This is a genomic window from Desertivirga arenae (assembly GCF_017355785.1).
Classification (GTDB): domain Bacteria; phylum Bacteroidota; class Bacteroidia; order Sphingobacteriales; family Sphingobacteriaceae; genus Desertivirga; species Desertivirga arenae.
Genome location: NZ_JAFEWE010000002.1, coordinates 338999 through 359862, shown reverse-complemented (window position 1 = coordinate 359862; position 20864 = coordinate 338999). Strand labels below are relative to the sequence as shown.

Annotated in this window: 14 protein-coding genes; 5 read left to right on the top strand and 9 right to left on the bottom strand. The window is 43.0% G+C overall.

Annotated elements, in window-relative coordinates; translation table 11 throughout:
• Positions 1-29 precede the first annotated feature (29 nt).
• Complete coding sequence (locus J4N24_RS05490; RefSeq protein WP_207532658.1) at positions 30-1046, bottom strand: aldo/keto reductase; 1017 nt, start codon at positions 1044-1046, stop codon at positions 30-32.
• Positions 1047-1163: 117 nt separating this feature from the next.
• Between J4N24_RS05490 and J4N24_RS05485 the strand changes: the two genes are divergently transcribed.
• Both J4N24_RS05485 and J4N24_RS05480 read left to right on the top strand, forming a co-directional pair.
• Entirely contained in the window at positions 1164-1541 is a 378-nt protein-coding gene (locus J4N24_RS05485) for a winged helix-turn-helix transcriptional regulator (RefSeq protein ID WP_207532657.1), read from the top strand.
• Positions 1542-1585: 44 nt separating this feature from the next.
• Positions 1586-1750: a hypothetical protein gene (locus J4N24_RS05480; protein ID WP_207532656.1), complete on the top strand. Its 165-nt coding sequence runs from the start codon at positions 1586-1588 to the stop codon at positions 1748-1750.
• A gap of 1 nt (position 1751) precedes the next feature.
• On the opposite strand, the gene J4N24_RS05475 is transcribed toward J4N24_RS05480, so the two are convergent.
• The 4 genes from J4N24_RS05475 to J4N24_RS05460 form a co-directional block, all read right to left on the bottom strand.
• Entirely contained in the window at positions 1752-2651 is a 900-nt protein-coding gene (locus J4N24_RS05475) for a DUF4932 domain-containing protein (protein WP_207532655.1), read from the bottom strand.
• Between the two features lie 16 nt (positions 2652-2667).
• Positions 2668-3189, bottom strand: a complete 522-nt coding sequence (locus tag J4N24_RS05470; protein ID WP_207532654.1) for a hypothetical protein — start codon at positions 3187-3189, stop codon at positions 2668-2670.
• 187 nt (positions 3190-3376) lie between these two features.
• Complete coding sequence (locus tag J4N24_RS05465) at positions 3377-3610, bottom strand: hypothetical protein (RefSeq protein ID WP_207532653.1); 234 nt, start codon at positions 3608-3610, stop codon at positions 3377-3379.
• 751 nt (positions 3611-4361) lie between these two features.
• Complete coding sequence (locus J4N24_RS05460; RefSeq protein WP_207532652.1) at positions 4362-4889, bottom strand: DUF6169 family protein; 528 nt, start codon at positions 4887-4889, stop codon at positions 4362-4364.
• 662 nt (positions 4890-5551) lie between these two features.
• On the opposite strand from J4N24_RS05460, the gene J4N24_RS05455 reads away from it, so the two are divergent.
• Positions 5552-8689 (top strand): DUF6298 domain-containing protein, encoded by a 3138-nt coding sequence (locus J4N24_RS05455; protein WP_207532651.1) that lies wholly within the window; start codon positions 5552-5554, stop codon positions 8687-8689.
• Between the two features lie 36 nt (positions 8690-8725).
• On the opposite strand, the gene J4N24_RS05450 is transcribed toward J4N24_RS05455, so the two are convergent.
• The gene (locus J4N24_RS05450; protein WP_207532650.1) at positions 8726-10219 is read right to left on the bottom strand and encodes a sensor histidine kinase; all 1494 of its coding nucleotides are present in this window, start codon (positions 10217-10219) and stop codon (positions 8726-8728) included.
• A 322-nt stretch (positions 10220-10541) separates the two neighbouring features.
• On the opposite strand from J4N24_RS05450, the gene J4N24_RS05445 reads away from it, so the two are divergent.
• On the top strand, positions 10542-10727 hold the full coding sequence (locus J4N24_RS05445; RefSeq protein WP_207532649.1) for a DUF551 domain-containing protein: 186 nt from the start codon (positions 10542-10544) through the stop codon (positions 10725-10727).
• Between the two features lie 94 nt (positions 10728-10821).
• Here the strand turns inward: J4N24_RS05445 and J4N24_RS05440 are convergent, their stop codons facing one another.
• Both J4N24_RS05440 and J4N24_RS05435 read right to left on the bottom strand, forming a co-directional pair.
• The gene (locus J4N24_RS05440) at positions 10822-13203 is read right to left on the bottom strand and encodes a PAS domain S-box protein (protein WP_207532648.1); all 2382 of its coding nucleotides are present in this window, start codon (positions 13201-13203) and stop codon (positions 10822-10824) included.
• A 66-nt stretch (positions 13204-13269) separates the two neighbouring features.
• Complete coding sequence (locus J4N24_RS05435; RefSeq protein WP_207532647.1) at positions 13270-13911, bottom strand: phosphatase PAP2 family protein; 642 nt, start codon at positions 13909-13911, stop codon at positions 13270-13272.
• Positions 13912-13959: 48 nt separating this feature from the next.
• Here J4N24_RS05435 and J4N24_RS05430 point away from each other — a divergent pair, with 48 nt between their 5' ends.
• On the top strand, positions 13960-16842 hold the full coding sequence (locus J4N24_RS05430; protein WP_207532646.1) for a PAS domain S-box protein: 2883 nt from the start codon (positions 13960-13962) through the stop codon (positions 16840-16842).
• Positions 16843-16975: 133 nt separating this feature from the next.
• Here the strand turns inward: J4N24_RS05430 and J4N24_RS05425 are convergent, their stop codons facing one another.
• Entirely contained in the window at positions 16976-20707 is a 3732-nt protein-coding gene (locus J4N24_RS05425) for an ATP-binding protein (RefSeq protein ID WP_207532645.1), read from the bottom strand.
• Positions 20708-20864 lie beyond the last annotated feature (157 nt).

The following is a 20864-nucleotide window of genomic DNA, read 5'->3' as shown; positions in this document are numbered from 1 at the left end:
GCTCAGGTCAGTAGAAGATGAAGTTAGTGTTACTTCAGTTGGGTATCATAATCCAGGGTGATTTTCCCATTTTGAGTTAAGATCTTCTGACCATCAATATGGTGAGGATAAAGGCGCCTTACCTGGCTAACCTCGTCTAATGCTTCAAGCTGCTCAGGGGATAAATTTATTAAACCAGATCTGATGTTTTCGGCAAATTGTTCAACAGTGCGGGCCCCAATAATAGGAAAAACGCCTTTTGTTCGAACCCAGGCTGTGGCTAACTGGCCGCAGGAAAAGCCAGTTTGGACGGAAATGGTTTCCAGAACGTCTAAAACTGAAGATGTTTTATAGTCTATTGCCTCTCCCGATCCTTGCTTTAGTCGGCCTGACTCACCTTTCCGGTACTTTGAAGTTAACATTCCGCCTGCCATTGGTGAATAAGCCATAATTGCCAGTCCCATTTCATTAGCCAAAGGCCAATATTCCTGTTCCACAGCCCTTTGTAAAAGATTGTATTCAATTTGAATAGCGGTGAGGGGAGGCCTATGCGTGCTTTTTGCAAAAGTGGCGGCTGCGGCAGTTCGCCAGGGACTAAAGTTAGAAAGACCCCAATACAGTACCTTTCCACTTTGAACCAGGTCCTCCATACCTCTTACGATTTCCTCCAGGGGTGTATATTTATCCTCAAAGTGCACAAGATACAGGTCGATATAGTCTGTTTTTAATCTTTTCAGGCTAGCCTCAATTCCCTCTCTTAATGCTTTGCGATGGTTACCTATGTTGCCTGTTGAAGCTAGTGCATGTCCTCTGGAATATTTACTGGCTATAACATAATTACTCCTCCTCCCCACGATTAGTTTCCCCGTAATTTCTTCGGCTTGTCCCAATTGGTAAGCATCGGAGGTATCTATAAAATTTCCACCTTGATCGCTATAAGCATTAAATATTTTTTCGCATTCTTCCATTGTTGCACCGTAACCGGAAGTAGTGCCAAACATACCTGTCCCTAGCACAAATTCACTTACGAAAAGTCCGCTATTTTTTCCAAAAAGTTTATATTTCATAAAAGCTCAGCTTAATATTTATAGTTCAACAGCTATAGGAAGTTTAAAATTACTTACCTTTCATTAACTTTTATTGGTGCTTAGTTAAAGCTTAGTGCTAATGTTTTACTTAGTGGAATGGAAGATAAAACTATAATATTCAGCTCAGAACATCCGAGTAGAGAAGCTTGCACATCTTATTCATTAGCGATTGACGATGCTCTTTACGCTATTGGGGGAAAGTGGAAATTAAAAATAATTACCGCTTTATTGGATGGCTCTCTGCGGTTTAATGAGTTGCAGCGCGGTGTGAAGGGGATCTCAGCTACTGTATTGTCTCACGAATTAAAGGAACTGGAGTTGAATGGATTTGTGGTTAGGCGGATAGTGGAAACCTATCCCGCAATGATTAATTACGAGCTTAGCGAATATAGCTATACTCTGAAGGAGGTTATTATAGCCTTATGTAAATGGGGTGTGTCTCACAGGGAATGGATTAGAAGCAGAGCAATCTGATTTTTGAGAAGGACCTCTTATAATAATTCTATTAAAGAGTACTTATGATTGCTGCTAAAAAATATGCCGAGAATACATTAAAGGAAATTCCTGGATATATTAATGACGGAGAGATTCTGCATATTCTTTATACTACCGATATTAATTGGAAACATGCCAATGCAATAAAAGAATTCACAAATTTTAAAGATGATCTGATTTCAGATTGACTTATCCCTTGTTGCTGGCAAACCAATGGATGATTTTTGGATAATAATCTGCCAGGGGTTTTTGGCCTTTATTTTTATATAAAGCAATCAGAAACTGGTTGAACTCAGGGAAGCGTTTGAAACCCCTGTATTTCTTCATATTATTTTCGATCGAGTAGATGAGTTTTTGTTTTTCAGAAGATGGAGCAAAATCTAAGAAATAGAGGCTCAGGAGTCCCCAGTTCATGTATTCATTGAAGCAAGCCAGGGAATTGTTGTACGAGCTGGCGGGTTTATCCTTTTCAAGCCAGATGTCGAGATTGGAGAAAGCCGAAACAAAATCACTGGACCGTTGATGCTTTTCTGTTACAGGGTCATTGAAACAATGATTTAGCTCGGTGAATACAATGCTGCCCCGGTTTAGATTTATGGCCTCTTCGCTTAATTTATCATCATAATAGTTTCGCAGATAAGGAAAATTAACGTGAGCTTGGGCTTCTTTAAAATTATTACTGGTAAAGTAGTTTGCAGATTGATTTCCGGCAACTAACGGGGAAAATATCACCTTGAAGGTGTTGTAGTTTGTTGTAGGGTAATTCTGGCGTAACCAAGATATCATCTGAGGTAATTTTATAGAATCGCGATAGCAACGGATCTGGTCATCATACAAATGTTTATTAGACTTGTAAAAAGAATTGAAATTGATTTTAGTCGCGAACGCCTGTAGTTCCTTCTCAAATGGCCTTAGGGTATTAACTGCACCCCAGGAAACACGGTCATAAACCTTGCTCTTCACAATCTTTCCATTATGCATCTCGAAAGAATAACCATCCATTTTTAGGTGAGCGTACTTATCTTCTTTAAGTAGCGAGTCAATTTGCTTCACAATTGGTTCATCCTTGTACTGACCAAAATTTGCCATTACTGTCTTGTAATAATCAGAGTACCTGAAAGCAAGGTTCCGGTTTTTTGGCCGCGCTCGGTGTTAGGGCAATTACGATATTGATAAGCTCGTACACTGGAGGAATATCGATCGTTGTTTTGAGATTATTTGATTTCTGATAGAACTTGCTAAATCTTGCTGGATTAGTGAACTTCTGACCCACAGCCCTTAAATAGGCCGAGTCGTTACTTTCCTGATTGATCACCATAAAGTCGAAATTTTCGCCGCCCTTTAAGTTGATGCTAAGAGAGTCGATCGCCGACTTGAATACCAGGTGCATGAGCTCCTTCTTGATAGGGAAATTCAATAGATCTGGTTTTAGCTTAGGGTTTAAAACCACCGCCTCACCGTAGGATACCGAATCGATGATTAAAGAGATGCGATTTTTTTCTGCTTTTAATACCGGAAGCTTCTTTTGCTGTGCTGACGTAGAATAAGAGGTCAACAGGATGAGAAAGAGGGCGAAAACCCTAAGCACATAAAACAAGCCATAGGCAACTTCCTGCATATTTTTCATGGATAGACTCTTTTCAAATTAGGTTTAAGATATAAAAAAATAGGCAACTTCCTATAGGGGCCGACAAGTTCGGTACCTTCAGTTACCTCATTACTGGTCTTAGCGAGACGCAAAGACCAGTAGTGATAGAGAGGGGACTCGGCATATTAAAAGGATAAAGCCAGCCTGCCTGATACATTAGGTGCTTCTAGTTTTCGCAATTCTTGGTTGCTAACCAGATCGTGTTCTTTTTCTTTTTCAATAAGTTTAAACCATTGAAGAGCGGGAATGAATTTGTTAGAGAGTGTTTTCTTCTTGCTTTTCTCTTCTCATTTAATTCTGCATCTGCCAGTTTTTTATCTTCATTACTTATTGTCTGGGGAATGACAAACGCTTCTGCAATTTCTTTCCCTGATAGCCCATTTATTTTATCCTGTTTCATTTGTAGTACTTCCTTATTAAATTTATTAATTCGTTTCCCTCTAAATATATCTGCCTTCCGCCATCCAGAAAGCCATAGGCTTCAATATAATGTTGTTTTAAACTTGTTTTAGGCAATAAGGATATACAAGGGATAGTTACCAGCTTGAAATTTCGTTTTCATACTTTAATGACTTCCAATCAAAGAAAAAACGCTTCTTAGTAATCTTGGGAAAGTCGTTATTCTCAACCTTCTTAACCTTAACTGCAAGCGATCCATTACTAGTAGTCTCAATGTAGTAAAAATTTACATTTTTTGTAAAGTTTAATAGGCGGTAATTAGAGTTCTTTTATTACTGGTTTTCGTAATAATCACTTGAGACAATAACCGTGCAATATCGATGTGAGAACCTTCATAAATGACTGTAGGAGCATCATTTTCGCCGACCTCAGAATACAAGGCCAGCATCAATAAGGCTCGCCCTTTTGATTTGACATTGGCACGCCATTCAAAATAATTATTAGGGTCATTTCCAGGAAAACTTACATCTACGTGTTTCCTGTGTCGTTGGGTTGCTGATCAGAGGGAAACCTAACAGGGATCGTGCCTACACTTCGAGAAGGAATCCATTTATTTTCACCAATTAATTGGTGAAAAGCTGAGTACAGCTTTTATGTATTTAGAGAATCAATAAAAGGCTGCTGGGTGTACATCCCCAGACGAATAACAGGTTCTGTCCAGGTGAAAGGATTTGACCTGTGCGGTAGCGATTCTACGACCTTGTGTGTATAGGAGAAGACGTTGTCGTCCTGTCTAAATCAGGAAGTCCGAAATAGCTATTAATTGTGTAATGAAATGATTCTACAAACTCATTCTTCCTCGTATTATCGCTTTTAACAATCATAGAGCTATAAAAACCTTCTTTAGTGCATTCCTCCCTGCAATCGTGTTTTTCGTATTCCTGATCTCCTAACTCTCTAAACCAGCGGCCAAATGTTATCCTTCTTTTTCTTGCACTATCATCTGTCATGCAAACATATAGAACAACCTCATCATTGTTTTTTAAAAAGAAGTCCTGAACAATAGTTATTACAGTATTTCTTATCAGCGAATCTCTTCTGTGTACATTAAAATCATCTCCCTGTTTACAAGTAATACCAAGAGAATATACTTCAACGTCCTGCTCAGTCTTAGGATTTTGTAAATAAAAATTCGTAAAATAGGCTAGAAAATCTAATTTATGGGCTGTGGAGAACTCGTAACCTTCAGAGGTTTCAATCCAATTATAGTGGTTTAACAAAGGAAATACCTAACGATGATAAAGGGCGGTTTTCTTGATATGCTTTAGCAATCTTCTCCTTATCCTCTATCAATTTACGGAAAGGATTCTTTTTAGAACTACTGCAATTGTCTCGCGTTGTATGTGATTTTTGGTTTTTCACGACACTTATTCTTTAATTTTGAATGACGACATAAACAGGCGTCGTTTCATGTATACAAATATAATACGTTCCTATTAAAACATTGTTGTATCGGGTTCATTTTATTATCCTCCTCTTCCCTCTATTTCAATTCCTGCTTTTTTAGTTCCTTCATGCCTTCTTGGGGCGGCCAGCTTCATTTAATTTTGCGCTTAATATTCGGGTTAACCTTGGTAATGCACAATTAGCCCATGTATAATACCGCCCAAATAATATTTATTTAAAGCTTCCTGATGCCTATTCGCAGACCATCATTAGGTAATAGGGGCGCAGTTTTTGTCTTTGTTTCTGCCAGGAGGAAGAGCTTCGTTACGAAAGATACCGACTTGGAACGACGCCTCGAGAATCTCGGATTGTACCATTCTCCTTACAAAACCACCCCACTTTGCAAGTCTCATCCGCTTTCTCGAAATTAGGCGGCAGGAAGTTCTGAATCTTCCTAAAATAACCAGTAACATTTAGATCATTCAGCCATTTTAGCATGTTTAATAAATTTCCGGGCATAGGCCTTTTTATCATCCTATGCAATGTTCTTTCTACAAACCTGAGGGCTCAGGAAGCACCGCTTGACACGCCGCGTGTTCAGATTACAGCAACAGGAGATTTAAGCTATACAAAGGCACCGAATGGCGACAGGGTTCCGGACTATTCCTATTGCGGATATCAGAACTCTAATGAACCTATCCCGAATGTTCCGGTGAAAGTTATTGTTCCTTCCATGAAGGGGGATGCTACAAAGGCAATTCAATTGGCCATTGATTACGTTTCTTCTCTGCCCCTGAATAAAGCTGGCTTTCGCGGTGCTGTATTGCTGGAGAAGGGGGAATTTGAACTTGCAGGCTCGCTGGAAATAATTGCAAGCGGGGTTGTTTTACGGGGAGCCGGACCAGGCAAGGAGGGAACAATCTTAGTCGCAAAAGGCACAGGCAGGGAAACGCTGATCAGGGTGTCCGGAAAAAATGATAGAAAAGCAGAGGCAGCTGTTCCCTTGCAGAACGTCTATGTTCCGGTAAATGCCCTGACCCTGAGTTTTAAGTCGCCCCATAATTTTAAAGCCGGGGATAGGATCATCGTTAAACGACCATCCACTGAAGAATGGATACGATCGATAGGGGCCGACAAGATCGGTACTTATGTAAACTACCATTTAACGCATTGGGAGGCTGGTGACTTCGATCAGGACTGGCTGCGAAGGGTAGTAGCGGCAGATCATAATACTATTACCATCGACCTTCCTCTCAGCAACTCGCTCGACCCGAAATATGGTGGCAGTACTGTTGCCAAATATACCTGGGAAGGACGTATCCGCAATGTTGGTGTTGAAAACCTGAACTGTGTTTCTGCTTTCGACAGCGCTAATCCGAAAGACGAGAACCATCGCTGGATGGCTATAACGCTGGAGAACGTAGAGGATGCCTGGGTACGCCGTGTCGAAGCACAGCATTTTGTAAGTTCTGCCGTAGCGGTTTGGGAAACTGCCAGTCGCGTTACTGTGGAAGACTGTAAATCTCTTTCGCCGGTTGGGGAGATAGGAAATTATCGCCGCCTTTCCTTCCAGACATTAGGGCAGCAGGTATTGTTTCAACGCTGTTATGCGGAATACGGCTATCATGATTTTTCGGTAGGCTTTTCTGCTGCGGGACCGAATGCGTTTGTTCAATGCTACTCGTATTTACCCTTTAACTTCAGCGGCACAGTAGGGGGATGGTCTACAGGAGTGCTGTTTGATAAAGTGACGGTTGATGGGGGAAATATGTTCATGGATTACCGGGATGTGGATGGACAGGGAGGCGGATGGACTACAGCCAATTCACTAAGCTGGCAGGCAAGGGCAGCGAAGCTTTATTTATCAAACCCTCCGGGAGCGCAGAATTGGGCCTACGGAAGCTGGGCGCAGGGCTATGGGAACGGCTTTCACGAAAAGCCGCATGGTTTTTTAAAGCCTGAGAGTTTCTATTATGCACAGCTACAGGCGAGAACAGGGAAAGATTCGCCCGAATTGGATAAGCTATTGGTCTACACCTCTTCATCCGGCTCAGCTCCCTCTCCAGAGCTTGCTGCCCAATACAGCGAGCGTTCAAAGCAGCCTGATCTTACGCTATTTAGCTGGATCGATTCTATGATTGCCCGTTATCCCTTAATATCTGATCTGTCGGGGGCGCGCCGTTTGGCTGCAATTAAGCTTCCTGCTAAAGCAAGTCTTCCAAAACCTGCTCCGTCTATACGGTTTTCCGGAGGATGGATTGTAAAAGGGGATGAGGTATTGACCGGAAGAAAAGGCAGGACTTCGATGTGGAGGGGTTCAACCCGGCCGGGGGAAGTTTCAACTGCAAATTTAAACCTCGTTCGCTTTGTTCCTGGTCGCAGCGGTTCAGGATTAACAGACGATCTCGATTCGGTAGTTAGCAAGATGAAGGCTATGAATATGGTATCTATGCAGAACTTTCCGGCCCTGTGGTATGAGCGGAGGAGGGATGATCATGCCAGAAGCCGCCGTGCAGATGCTGATGTATGGGCTCCTTTTTATGAGCAGCCTTTCAGCCGCACCGGCCAGGCTGAAGCCTTTGATCGCCTGAGTAAATACGACCTCACCAAATGGAATCCCTGGTACTGGTCTCGATTAAAGCAATTCGCGACCCTCGCGGATCAAAACGGCCTGCTGTTTATCCAGGAGCACTATCTGCAGCACAATATTATTGAAGAAGGCGCACATTGGGCGGATTATCCCTGGAGAACAGCAAACAATATCAATAACACCGGCTTTGCTGAGAATCCTGCTTACGCAGGCGATAAACGTATTTACATGGCAGTTGAGTTTTACGATACAACTAACGCCGTCAGGAAGCAGCTGCACAGGAATTACATTCGCAAAAGTCTGGATGAGTTTAAGGATAATAAAAATGTGGTGCATCACCTGGGACTTGAATATACGGGTCCTCTGCATTTTGTACAGTTCTGGCTGGATATCATCGCAGAATGGCAAAAGGAGAATAATAAAGATTTGATGGTGATGTTACCCGGTACAAAAGACGTACAGGATGCGATTCTTGCAGACCCTCGTCGTTCTAAGCTGGTGGATATTGTGGAAGTTGTCCAGTGGCAGTACCGCAAGGATGGGAGTTTGTATTCGCCAACGGGTGGTCAGAGCCTTACCGAGCGACAATATGCACGAATTATGGAGGTAGGCGAAACTTCTTTCGATCAGGTATACCGGGCGGTGACTGAGTTTCGTCTTAAATACCCTGATAAAGCAATCGTGTATTCCCGTCAGGGCGGAGAATATGGGAACTGGGCAGCGTTCATGGCGGGAGGTTCCCTGGCAAATTTACCAGTACAAAACAAACGATTTCTGCAGGAAGCTCTGAAGTTTCGCCCTATGAAGATAAAGGATCAGCCTTCAGGAACCTATGTGCTTGGGGAGAAGGCTAAGGGATATATTGTGTTTTCACAGGATGGCCAGGTAAAAATTAACCTCGACGATGATGCGAAGAAATACAGTGTGAACTGGATAAACCCGGCTTCGGGAGAGATGATCTCTAAGGGAACAGTTATTTCGAAGCAGGGTACCCTTCAGTCACCTTTCAAGGGTGCGGCAGTGGCATGGTTACAGTTGAAGTAGAGGCTTGGCTTTCTCCTGGATCTGTAGATTTTAGGTTTAAAGACAGGCTACAAGCGGAAGGCTGAAATAGAAAGAGGTCCCCATGCCTTCTGTACTTTCAAACCAAAGCTCTCCCCCGTGCTGCTCGACAATTTCCTTGCTGATGTGGAGGCCAAGGCCAGCTCCGGTAATTTTACTTTTGACAGCATTTTCTGTCCGTTGGAACTTTGAAAAGAGCTTTTCTTTTTCAGATTCCTTTATGCCGGGGCCGAGGTCGTGGACGGAAACCACTACCGCTTTTCTTTGATCATCCAGTCTTATACTTACCACGATATGGTCGGCACCTGGTGAATATTTGATGGCATTGGAAATAAGGTTCACCAGCACTTGTTGTATTCGAACCGGGTCTGCACAAACGCTCTCGGAGATGATCTCGTCAAAGAACACCTCGTGACTAGGGTGGGTGAGTCTCAGGTCTTCTACTACCTTTAGCACGAGCGCGTATAGATCAAACTCTTCCATCTTAGGCAGCACCTCAAAGTTTTCCAAGCGGGAAAGGTCAAGCAGGCGGGATATGAGATGCATGAGCCGGTTGCCGTGTTCGTTGACCTTGTCTACCGCTTGCTTAACCCGTTCATTCGGATGATCTTTTAATTCTCTTTCCAAAAGCTGTGCGTAAACCCTGAGCACAGCGAGCGGATTTTTTATTTCATGACTCGCCACACCGATAAACAGGTCCTTCATCTCCTGCAAAGCCTTTTTTTCTGTAACATCCTCAAAAGCTTGCATAAGCACCTGCTTACCATTTTCATTGATGGTAAAGCGGCGGGTATCTACTTTGATGATTTTCTTCTTAGCTGCGCCAGTTATAATGTGAAGCTCATAGTCCTTATACGCATCCTTATCGCTTAAAATCGTGTCAAATAAAAGCTGTAGCTCCTTGATTTCCACTTTCGACCCTAAAACCTCATAGATGGACGACCCCCGGTATTGTTTCTCTTCCAGATTAAAGATCTCTCTGAATGGTTCACTGTAGTTATTGATCGTGAGATCCTGGTTTAAGACAATAAACGCCTCCAGGGATGTAGAAACCAATTTGTGAGCAAAGGCATTAATTTCCCGGTTCTCCTCCTCAGTATCCTTCACCCAGGTCATGTTTCTCATTACCTTGGTAAAACCCTGGTGTTTGCCCTCTTTATCGAATAGAGGAAAAACAAGGCCGCTTCCCCAAAACCGGCTTCTATCTTTCTTTACATGGTATCGTTCATTCACGGCTCTTCCTTCGTGCAGCGCACCTTCCATTTCCATTTCAGGAACATGAGCAGCGATATCTTCAGGAGTATATAAGATATCGCCACTTCTGTTTAAGATCTCTATAGAGCTATAACCGAAAAGATAAAACGCACCGGTGTTCCAGCTGGTGATCCTACCTTCCATATCAATTGTAAACACAGCATATTCCTCAATGCTCTGCAACACCTGGTTGTAAAACTGCTCCTTATCCCTCAAAAAATTGTCGTTAGTCGAGTCTGAGTGCTTACTGATCTCCATGAACGTTTTAACAGTAACCAGGATCTTTGGTTTAAATCAATGATAGGGGAATGTTGCCTGGTTGCCTTATCAGGAAAAAAAATAGAAATATTAGCTTGTTTCTAATATTAATTCTATATTTGTTCAAATTGTGATAAGGTTTAGGTTGCCCTGCTGCTCTCATAGCTACAGGGCTTTTTTTATGCGCCGTGCTTTGCAATTGCCACTCATCTCCCCATCATTCTTCTAGTAATAAGATCCTTTTTGGTTACAGATTCTGAAAGGCTTTAGTAATGTCTTCAATAATCCAAAACAATAAACGATATTTGGATTTTTTAGAACTATGAACTGGATTTTAATTAAAGATAGCATGCCCGAGCAGGGAGAAGATGTTCTGCTTTTTGATGGCGGACAGATTTACTTTGGATACTTTAGCGAAATAGCCAATAAATTTATTGTAGGTGGTGATAAAGTAGAAATCTCTGATTTTACCCACTGGATGAAATTACCTGCCTTCCCAAAGAAGTAATTAAAGTTTAAAAGGGTAATACATAAGGATCTGATAAGCTGATCGGGGAAATGCAGCAAATAAGGACACGCTTAGGTGCTGCTGTTTATTATCCTTAATATTGATTAATCAGATCCACCCGTATTTCTTTTATTTTCTTATAGAGCGACAACGGATTGAAGGGTTTTAAAACATATCCGTTCATTCCTGCTGCTAAGAATTTATCTTCATTCCCATTAGGGACGCTCCCCGTTAAGGCAAGGATCGGTACCTGACTGAAGGGCAGTACCCCGCAATTCCTGATCCGTTCAGTTGCTTCGAAGCCTCCCATATTTGGCATATGAATATCCATCAGAATTACATCATACTGCTGGCTGGTAGCTAGATTGACTGCCTCAAGACCATCTTCAGCGAAATCACAGGCCACTTCCCATTTCTGGAGTACCTTTTTCGCCAGCAGCCTGTTAATGGCATTATCATCCACTACCAGGGCTTTAATTTTCAAGGGAAGTTCTAATTCTTGCGCTTCTTCAATGGCTTGCTCTACCTTCTTAAAGCTTATGGAAAAGGAGAAACTGGTGCCTTTACCTGGTTCGCTTTTGACCTCAATCTTCGAGCCATGCAGATGGATGAGTTTTTGGGTGATTGCCAGTCCCAAACCTGTCCCTCCATATTTGCGACTGATATCTGATCCTGCTTGCGAGTAGGCGTCAAAGATCGAACTGATCTTATCCGCGGCAATGCCAATACCAGTATCTCTGATCTCAAAGCCTATGCTGACGTTTTTGCCTTCCGTTTTTTCTGATTTTAAGGCTAGTACCACCTCTCCCGTTTCTGTAAATTTCACCGAGTTCCCCAGCAGGTTCATAAAGATCTGATACAAACGGGTAGGGTCAGCTTCTACAAGGTCCGGAACATTCGGATCTACTTCCAGACGCAAATTTATTTGCTTGTCTTTCACCTTGAACTGTAAAGACTCGATGGTTTTTTCTCCGAGTTCTTTGATCTTTACCGGAACTTTTTCCAGTTCCAGATTTCCGGTTTCTATTTTCGTGAAATCTAAAACGTCGTTAATGAGGGTCAGTAGATTATTGGCGGAGAATTCGAGAATACTCAGGTTAGAGAGCTGTCTTTCCAGGGGATCCTCTTCTTTTAAAATCCTTGCCATACCGATAACCGCGTTAAGAGGGGTCCTCATTTCGTGACTCATTACCGACAGGAAGTTTTCTTTGGCTTTGCTTAACCCAATGGCATCTTCGCGCGATTTGATCAATTGCTGCTCGGCTATTTTTCTTTCCGTAATGTCAACTACTATGCCTACCTGGCGGTCGAATTGCCCATCGTCTTTAAAAAGAGGATTATTGGAAATAAATACCCAGGCGGGTGTGCGGTCCTTTTTATAAATTAAAAATTCCAGCTCATAGGGCTTTCTTTCAGCCATAAGCTGTCTCGCTTTGCTTAGAACAGCCATGTCTGTTCCTTCTCCGATCAGCATGTCGCCAAAAACTCTCCCCTGAAGCTCATTTAACGAGTAGCCAAAAATACGCTCTGCAGCTTGGTTCATCCATTCCACAACGCCTTCCGTGTTTCTGATCACCACACCGGCAGTTGATTTTTCTACAGCTACTGACAGCACTTTAATATGGGAGTCGCTTGCCTTCCTTTCGGTAATATCGCGGCCATTTACCAGCCATTTCCCGTCTTTGATCACATCAGACCATTCAAACCACCTTACGCGGCCGTCTTTAGTTAATACCTGGGTTTCTATCTGGAACTGATTTTTTCCGCTCTCTATTTGTTGATATAGGGCTGGCATTACGCGTTCTCGTTCTCCCTCTAAGGAGAAACTCCATATATTAACTCCTAAAACGTCTTTCGCCTCGTAGCCAAGTAAGCCGGAGATCGAATCGTTGATAAACTCGATAGTCCCTTCTGCATTGGTAATGCAGTGGATTTCGGAAGAGTTATTAAAAAGATTATGGAATTCCCTGGCTTCGCGCAGCAATTCATGCAGGTGTGTATTCTTCCTTCTATTTTCCAGATGGGCAAGAACGTCTCCGGCTAAAACCTTTAAAGCTTTCTTTTGCATTTCATCCAGCTGGCGCGGCTCAAAATCTAAAACACAGAGGGTGCCGATATTTTCACCTGTGGGAGCTGTAACGGGATAGCCAGCATAGAACCTGATAAAAGGTTCTGCAGTTACTAAAGGATTGCTTGCGAAACGCTGATCTGCACACGTGTCCTGGATTTCCAACAGGTGATTATTCTGAATTGTGTAATTACAGAAGGCGATCTCCCGGGATGATTCACATACATCCAAGCCCACTTTCGCTTTAAACCAGGCCCGGTTCTCGTCGACAAAGGAAACCAGGGCGATAGGCGTTTTGCAAATATATGCAGCCAGTTCAACCAGCCCCTCAAACTGCTGTTCTGCGCTTGTGTCTAAAATACCGTAGGCTTTCAAACACTGTATCCTTTGCTTTTCGACTGAATCCATAGATATTTTTACGAGAGAAGAATTGTAAAGGTTGATAAAAAAATCCTGGAAAGAATTTGGAGAACCTTAAACCTTGCTGTTAACCTTTCTCAGGTAAAAGTAACTCAAAAAAAACAGACAGATCAGTCCCAAAAGGAATCCCGCCGTAACATCGGTAAACCAATGGGCGCCAAGATAGATGCGGGAAAGGGGAACGGTGAATATCAATATCAGGCATATGATTGAAACTCCAAATCGTAGCACAAGGGGAAGGGTTTTCAAATGTCGCATAAGCAGTACCAGGAAGCCGAAGAAAACGACATAGAATAGCACATGTCCGCTTGGGAAGCTCTGGTGTTTTGCTTTCTCAACAATCCTGACAACACTTTCCGTGGGTCTTGGCCGGTTAATCAAGATCTTGAAGGCCGAACTAACAATACCGGCAGAGGCGGTAAGAAGAATATAAAGGGCCTCTTTTTTGTACCGGAAGAGCAAAAAAATGGCAGCGGTGAGAACGATCATAATGCCGGAGTACGGCATGTAACCTGGGATGCTTATCCATTTCATCAAGGCATCCAGGAAAACACTGTGATGCTCCTGTACTTCTTTTGAGAACTCCCTGTCTAGCAGTGAGTCAGGGAAAAGGATCACCATAATGGAGAACAAGCCAAAGCCAACGGCCAGGGCACTCATTACCCAAAGTAAAATTCGTTTCCTTCTTTCCAGCATAATTCTCGTTTTTAGAAGCCCTGCAATTAAAGCTGAAAGTGGGTGCAAATGTTTGCTGACAGGTTTAAGGCGGAAGGATTTTTATTGTTGTTTAAGCAACAACCTTCTGCTGCTGGCATTCGTATAAGCCTCTTTTACATAGAAAAAGTGTTGATGGCTTTAAGTGCGCTGAAATATTCTCCCGACCTTGTCCTTTATTTTGATAATTGTGGTAAAATACGTGAATGCAGCTTCTCTGTTGCTGATCATTTAGGTTTCCAGGTAGGAGATATTGAGGGCTTAAATTTGCTGGAATTGGTTCAGGAAGGAGATTTGGCATCGTTCAAGGAGCTTCTTTCGAACTTTTCAAGTAATGAGTTCATAAGTTCTAAAGGACATCTTACCCTCAAACATAAGAATGGACTTTACTTGCCCTATAGCTGGACTGCAGTACATGTGAAAGAGGAACAAGGTGTTTTGTTTACTGCCAGGAACATACAAGACTGGGTAAAAATAAAAGAGGAGGCTAAGAAAAAGGAAGTTCTTTTTCAACGTTTGGTTGAGCACGGTACCGATGTAATCTCACTTCTGGATCGTCAGGCCCGCCCGATTTATATAAGCCCTTCCTTTACCGCTATTCTGGGATATACGCTGGAAGAAATGGAGGGCTTGAGCATATTTGACTTTGTGCATCCGGAGGATGCTTTGAAGATGGCTCCGCTTTGGGAAGAAGTGCATGTTAAAACCTATGCTCAATCTACAGACTATCGTATCCGTTGTCGTAACGGTAACTATATATGGGTAGAAACATTAGTGGCTAATCACTTAAATACTCCGGATATTAACGGTTTTATCTGCAATACAAGAGATGTTACGGAGCGGAAAGAGAAGGAATTTCATTCTAAACAAAATGAAATGAAGTACCGCTCTCTTTTTGACAACAACCCGGATCTGGTCTATTTTCAGAATGCCAAAGGTTTTATACTCGATATAAACCAGGCAGCGCTTGCCTCTTATGGAAGGAAGAAAGAAGAAATAATTAATACCCATTATACGGATTACCTTAAGCCTTCTGAGCATGCATTTGCGAAAGAAAAGTTGCAGGAAGTATTGAATGGCCAGTCCATTTATTATGAGCAGGAGCTTATAAGTCCTAAAACCGGCGCTTCTTATAATTTTATTATTACCAAGGTTCCTGTGCGTGTTAATGATGTTATTATAGGCGTTCATACGATTGCAAAGGATATTTCTGAACTTAAGCGCTCGGTAAAAACTATTCAGGATCAGGCAGAGGAACTTCAGGCACTTAATGAGGAGTTGCAGGCTCAATCGGAAGAGTTAACGGCCCAAACGGAAAACCTGCAGGAGCTTAATAAACTCCTGAACATTGAGAGAGAAAATGCTGACAAGGCTAATAAAGCCAAAAGTGCTTTTTTAGCAACAATGAGTCACGAGATAAGAACTCCTATGAATGGAGTGATCGGTATGACGAAGCTGTTAAAATCGACTTCCCTTAATAGCGAACAGGAAGAGTATACGGAGATCATTGCTAAAAGCGGTGATGCGTTGCTGGAGTTGATCAACGATATTTTAGATTATTCTAAGATCGAAGCCGGACACCTGGAGTTGGATCAGCATGAGTTTAATTTGCGCGAATGCATTGAATCTGTGATGGATGTTTTTGCGGTTAAAGCAGCAGCACAGAAGCTCGATCTGATCTACACTATTGATCCCGCTATTCATCCTGTTATAACGGGGGATAGCCACCGTTTACGTCAGGTACTTATTAACCTGATCAATAATGCAATTAAGTTCACTGTTGCCGGTGAGGTGTTTGTTAAAGTTGGTTTACAGGGTAAAGGAGAGCATGTTGAGGAATTAATCTTCGATGTTATCGACACAGGGATTGGAATTCCTGAAGATAAGATCTCTCGTTTGTTTAAAGCATTTTCTCAGGTAGATGCTTTTACCACCCGCAAATACGGTGGCACTGGTTTAGGTCTGGTTATTTCAGAACGCCTGGTAAACCTGATGGGTGGGGATATTAGTGTGCAAAGTAAAGTTGGCCTCGGAAGTACGTTTTCTTTTAGTATAAGATACTTACCGGTAACAAGCACATCTGTTCCTGAACCCGCCAGAATCAAGTGCATAGAGAATAAAAAAGTTCTCATTGTGGAAGATAATGTTCATTATCTGGAAGTACTGAAAGCTAAACTGGAGCACTGGAACCTGAGGGTGGAGGTTTGCCAGTCGGGCAAAGCAGCACTAGAGTTGTTAGGCACTCCATCTGATTTCGATCTGATCATAACAGGGACATTAATGCCTGAGATGGACGGTGTAAGCTTAGCGAACATCATCAAACGTGAGAACCCTTATCAGTCGCTTATCCTGCTGAGTGCAGTAGGAGAGGTTGATCGTGCTGAGCATTCTCAATTATTTTCTGCAGTTATAACCAAACCTGTCAAAGAGTGTGTTTTATATAATATGCTACAGGATGAATTAGCTAAGAACAGTGCAGATAGTAAAGAACTTGAGGTTAAGAAGCCCCGACTTGTTTTTTCGGAGGATTTCGCACTGCAATATCCGCTTAGGATCTTACTAGCCGAGGATAATCTGATCAATCAAAAGCTGGTTGTACGGATATTGAATAAACTGGGCTATCAGATAGATATTGCAAACAACGGGGTTGAAGCAGTCGCTATCTGTAAAGAAAAACTTTACGACTTGATCTTTATGGACGTTTTAATGCCTGATATGGATGGACTTGAAGCTACAAGGATCATCAGAACGATGGAGATAACGCAGCCAAAGATCATTGCCATGACTGCCAATGCATCTTCCGAAGATCGCGACGCTTGTTTACAGGCAGGTATGGATAGCTTTACCACAAAACCAATTAAACTGGAGGAGCTAATGAAGCTTTTAACAGAAGTAGGTGAGCCAACAACCTAGTTCAGGTCGGGGTTATTTCATTCATTCCCTCATTCCCTCATTCTCTCATTCACTCATTCATTCACTCATTCCTTCATTCACTCATTCCTTCATTCTCTCATTCCTTCATTCTCTCATTCCTTCATTCTCTCCTTCATTCCTTCCCTCCCTCATTCCCCACCGGAAGGCTAAAGAAGAATGTAGACCCCGCTCCCTGATCGCTCTCTGCCCAGATCTTACCGTTATGTCTTCGGATAATTTCGGCGCTAAGGTAAAGGCCTATACCAAAGCCGGCTATATGTTCAGTATTCTGACCCTCAACACGATAATAGGGTTCGAACAGTTTATTCAGATCATCCGTCTTAATGCCAATACCCTCGTCTTTAACACAAACTGTAATAAAGCCTTCCAGTATCTCACATTCAACCCAAACTTGTTTTCTGCCGGGAGAATATTTTATCGCATTACTGATTAAATTAGATAACACGTTGCCGATCTTATCCCTGTCGCCGCTTATTTCAGGACAGTTGGTCCCATTAAAGTGAATGATGTGGGTTGAATTCAAGACCTTATATTCCTCAATAATTTCGCTTATTAATCCTTCCAAGGAAAAATAGTCCTTTTTAAGCTGGATTTTGCCAGCTTCCAGGCGACTTACATTCAGAAAGCTGTTAACCAGCGTACTCATTTTTTTTACCTGCCCGAGAATTCGCTGCACTTTATCTTTTGCAAAATCATCATGGGTCTTACTTGCATGAAGGTTTAGTAATTGAGCGTATCCATTCAATGAGGTGAGCGGAGTTTTTAACTCGTGACTAACCATTCCGATGAAGGTGTTCTTCCTGATCTCGTCTTCTTTGGATTCTGTTATATCAAGAATGGTTCCCACTACTGATTTAACTTCGCCTTTTTCATCTAATTCGACTTTGCCCGTTGAATTGATCCATTTTCGTTTGCTGCCATCATAGGGTTGGATCTGATAATCCTCATTAAACCGGCCCTTTTTTTCGATGGCTTTATAAATAGCCTTCAACGTGCGGTCCCGATGTTCCGGAACTATAACATTTGCAGTATCCTGAAAGCTTAATTCAACATCCAGAGGAATACCATGGATAATCTTTGCCCGTTTTGAAATATATAAGGCATTGTTACCCTCTTTTTTACGCCAGGTTCCCATTCCGGAAGCTTCCATTGCTAACTCTAAGGTTCCGTTCACCTTTTCTAATTCCTTCCTGGCGTTTACCTGCTCTGTTACATTAGCAGCCACCGCAATAATACCATAAATGGTGTCGTCATCCTGTCTCAAAGCTTCCATGGTAAGGTTTACATATACCGTTTCTTCCCGGTCTGAACGAATGATCTGTATCGGCAGATCTCCGGAAACAAAGGGGGTGCCAGTATTATAAACACTATCCATTATCTTGGCAAAGCCCTGCGGCTTGAACTGGGGTACGACCTCCAATATTGGCCTGTCGAGCGCTTCCTCCATTGTTCTTCCCAGGTATTCGAGCATCAGAGAATTGGCCATTTCAACAATGTGATCAGGCCCACGGTATATAGCAATGGCTACCGGAGCCTTCAGTAACATACTCCGGAGTTTTTGCCCCGCCAGCATCCTGACCCTCGAAATTTTGATCTGCGCTCTGATCTTGGTCAGCAGCTCGGCGGCTGAAAATGGTTTTACCAGGTAATCGTCTGCACCTGCTTCTAATCCGTCAATACGGGCTTCTTCTCCGGCGCGGGCTGATAGGAAGATCACCGGAAGTGCTGAAGTAGAAGCTTGTCGCCTGATCTGTTGAAGCATTCCTTTCCCATCTAATACGGGCATCATCACGTCACTCAGTACGAGGTCTGGTTTGACCTCTGCGATCTTCGTTAGTGCATCCTGTCCGTTCACTGCAGTCTGCAAACTGAAATAGGGTTCCAGCAGACGTTTCAAATAAGCACGCATATCGGCATTATCATCCACAACCAGGATAAGTGTTTGTTTATCTTCACTAAAATCCAGCTGGGAACCAACGTTACTTGTATTGGTAATGAATTCTGTTGGAACCTGGGTATGAGTTTCTTCCTGTAGGAGACTATATGCTTCTTGTAAAAAGGCTCCTTTTAAAGCATTGGAGCCACTGGCTTTCTCCGTTTCGACTACTTGTGCTGAAGGGAGATGAGCTTTGCCTACTGGGATCTTAACCCTAAAGACGCTACCTTTGCCTTCTACACTATCAACACTTATTTCTCCTCCATGTAAGTGGACCAACTCATGGACAAGAGATAAGCCAATGCCTGATCCCTCATGGGTGCGACCTGCAGAATTCTCCACCCGGTGAAAACGCTCGAACATGTGCGGCAATTCTTTTTCAGGAATACCTACACCGGAATCCTGTACCTCTAGTACCGCGAATTTATTCTCCTGCTTGAGGCCAACGTTGATTTCGCCTTCCAAAGTATATTTAAAAGCGTTGGAAAGCAGGTTAAGTACGATCTTTTCCCACATTTGCCGGTCTACAAAGGTGGTGTCGGCGGTAGGGTTACAATCCACTTGTAAATTCATTCCCGCTTTTTCAATGATAGAACGGAAACTGCTGGCAAGATCGGCAGTAAGTTCAGCCAGGTTTAAGGGCTGATAAGAGGCTCGCACCCGTCCTGCCTCCACCCGGCTATAATCCAAAAGATTATTAACCAGTTTAAGGAGCCTGAGGGCGTTTCGATGGGTTGCTTCTATGGGTTCTTTGATCTCCTCTGGTAACGAAGACCTGCTCAGCAGATCTTCCAGCGGCCCAAGCATTAGCGTGAGTGGAGTTCGAAATTCGTGACTTACATTGCTGAAGAAGGCTGTCTTGGAGCGGTCTATGGCTGCCAGGGCTTCAGCTCGCTTTTGTTCCTGTTCATAAGCGTATACGTTAGAAACAGCGGTGTTGAAGGTGTTCGCCAAAAGGTCGTAAAAGTTCAGGTATTCCTGATCAAGAGCACGCCTTGCACTAACACCTGCTACTATAAACCCGAATAGCTCGGATTGACCTGAAATTTTAACAGGAAGGATCATTGCTGATTTTGGTGGTTCAGGATAGGGTTCGCAGCTGAAGGCTCCGAAACGTTCGGCCAGACCCGTTACTTCCTGCATCTCTGCTGTATGAAGTACGTTCGATAGGGGCCAGGTAGGATGGGAGTTTTCCATCAAATCTATCTTCGGAGGAGATAGAGTTGAACCTGGCTCAAGCCCTGCAGAACTTACAAGGATGGCGCTGTTAGTCTCACTATCGAATTGATAGAAGAGCATAAAGGGAACGTCCAGGACATATTCTTTATACTTCTCCGAGGCGATATTTCCGATCTCCTGCACGCTTTTGGCCTTTCCAATAGCGGCTCCCAGATCTCGCAGAGCTTGTGTACGCCGACCTGCAAGCATTTTAACCGTCGTCTCTGTGATAGGGTGGAATATCCCTCCAACCCCACCACTTTCATCCCGGATAGGAGCAAAGGAGAAGGTCATGAACGCTTCTTCCAAATAACCATAGCGGTCGAGGAACATACGCTGATCATTAATATAAGTTCCCTCGCCCTGTTGTCCGCGATCAAAAGCATCTCCCACTACAGGAAGGGCAGTTTCCCAGCAAATGCGAAAGTTCTGACCCATCGATTCAGGATGTTTTGCACCACATATTGGCCGGTAACTGTCGTTATAGATTTGAATAGTTTCAGGACCCCAGGCAATCAGGATTGGAAAGGTGGAAGACAAACAAAGGCTGACGGAGGTACGCAAACTTTGCGGCCAGGTTTCTACTGGCCCTAATGCTGTTTTTGACCAGTCCATTGACCGGATCAGTTTACCCATTTCTCCTCCGCCGGAGAGGAATTGTTCTGTACTTTCCGGTCTTATAGTATCCATATTTGAGAACGAAGCGATGAGAGTGTTAAATAATATAAGTAGATGTTGTAAAGATAATAGAAATAATTTTTAGGTTTATCCCTCATCTAATGTACCGTTGCTGCCTCCTATAATGAGGTGCTGATCTGTCTATTTTAGTATAGAATACTTGTTTTAG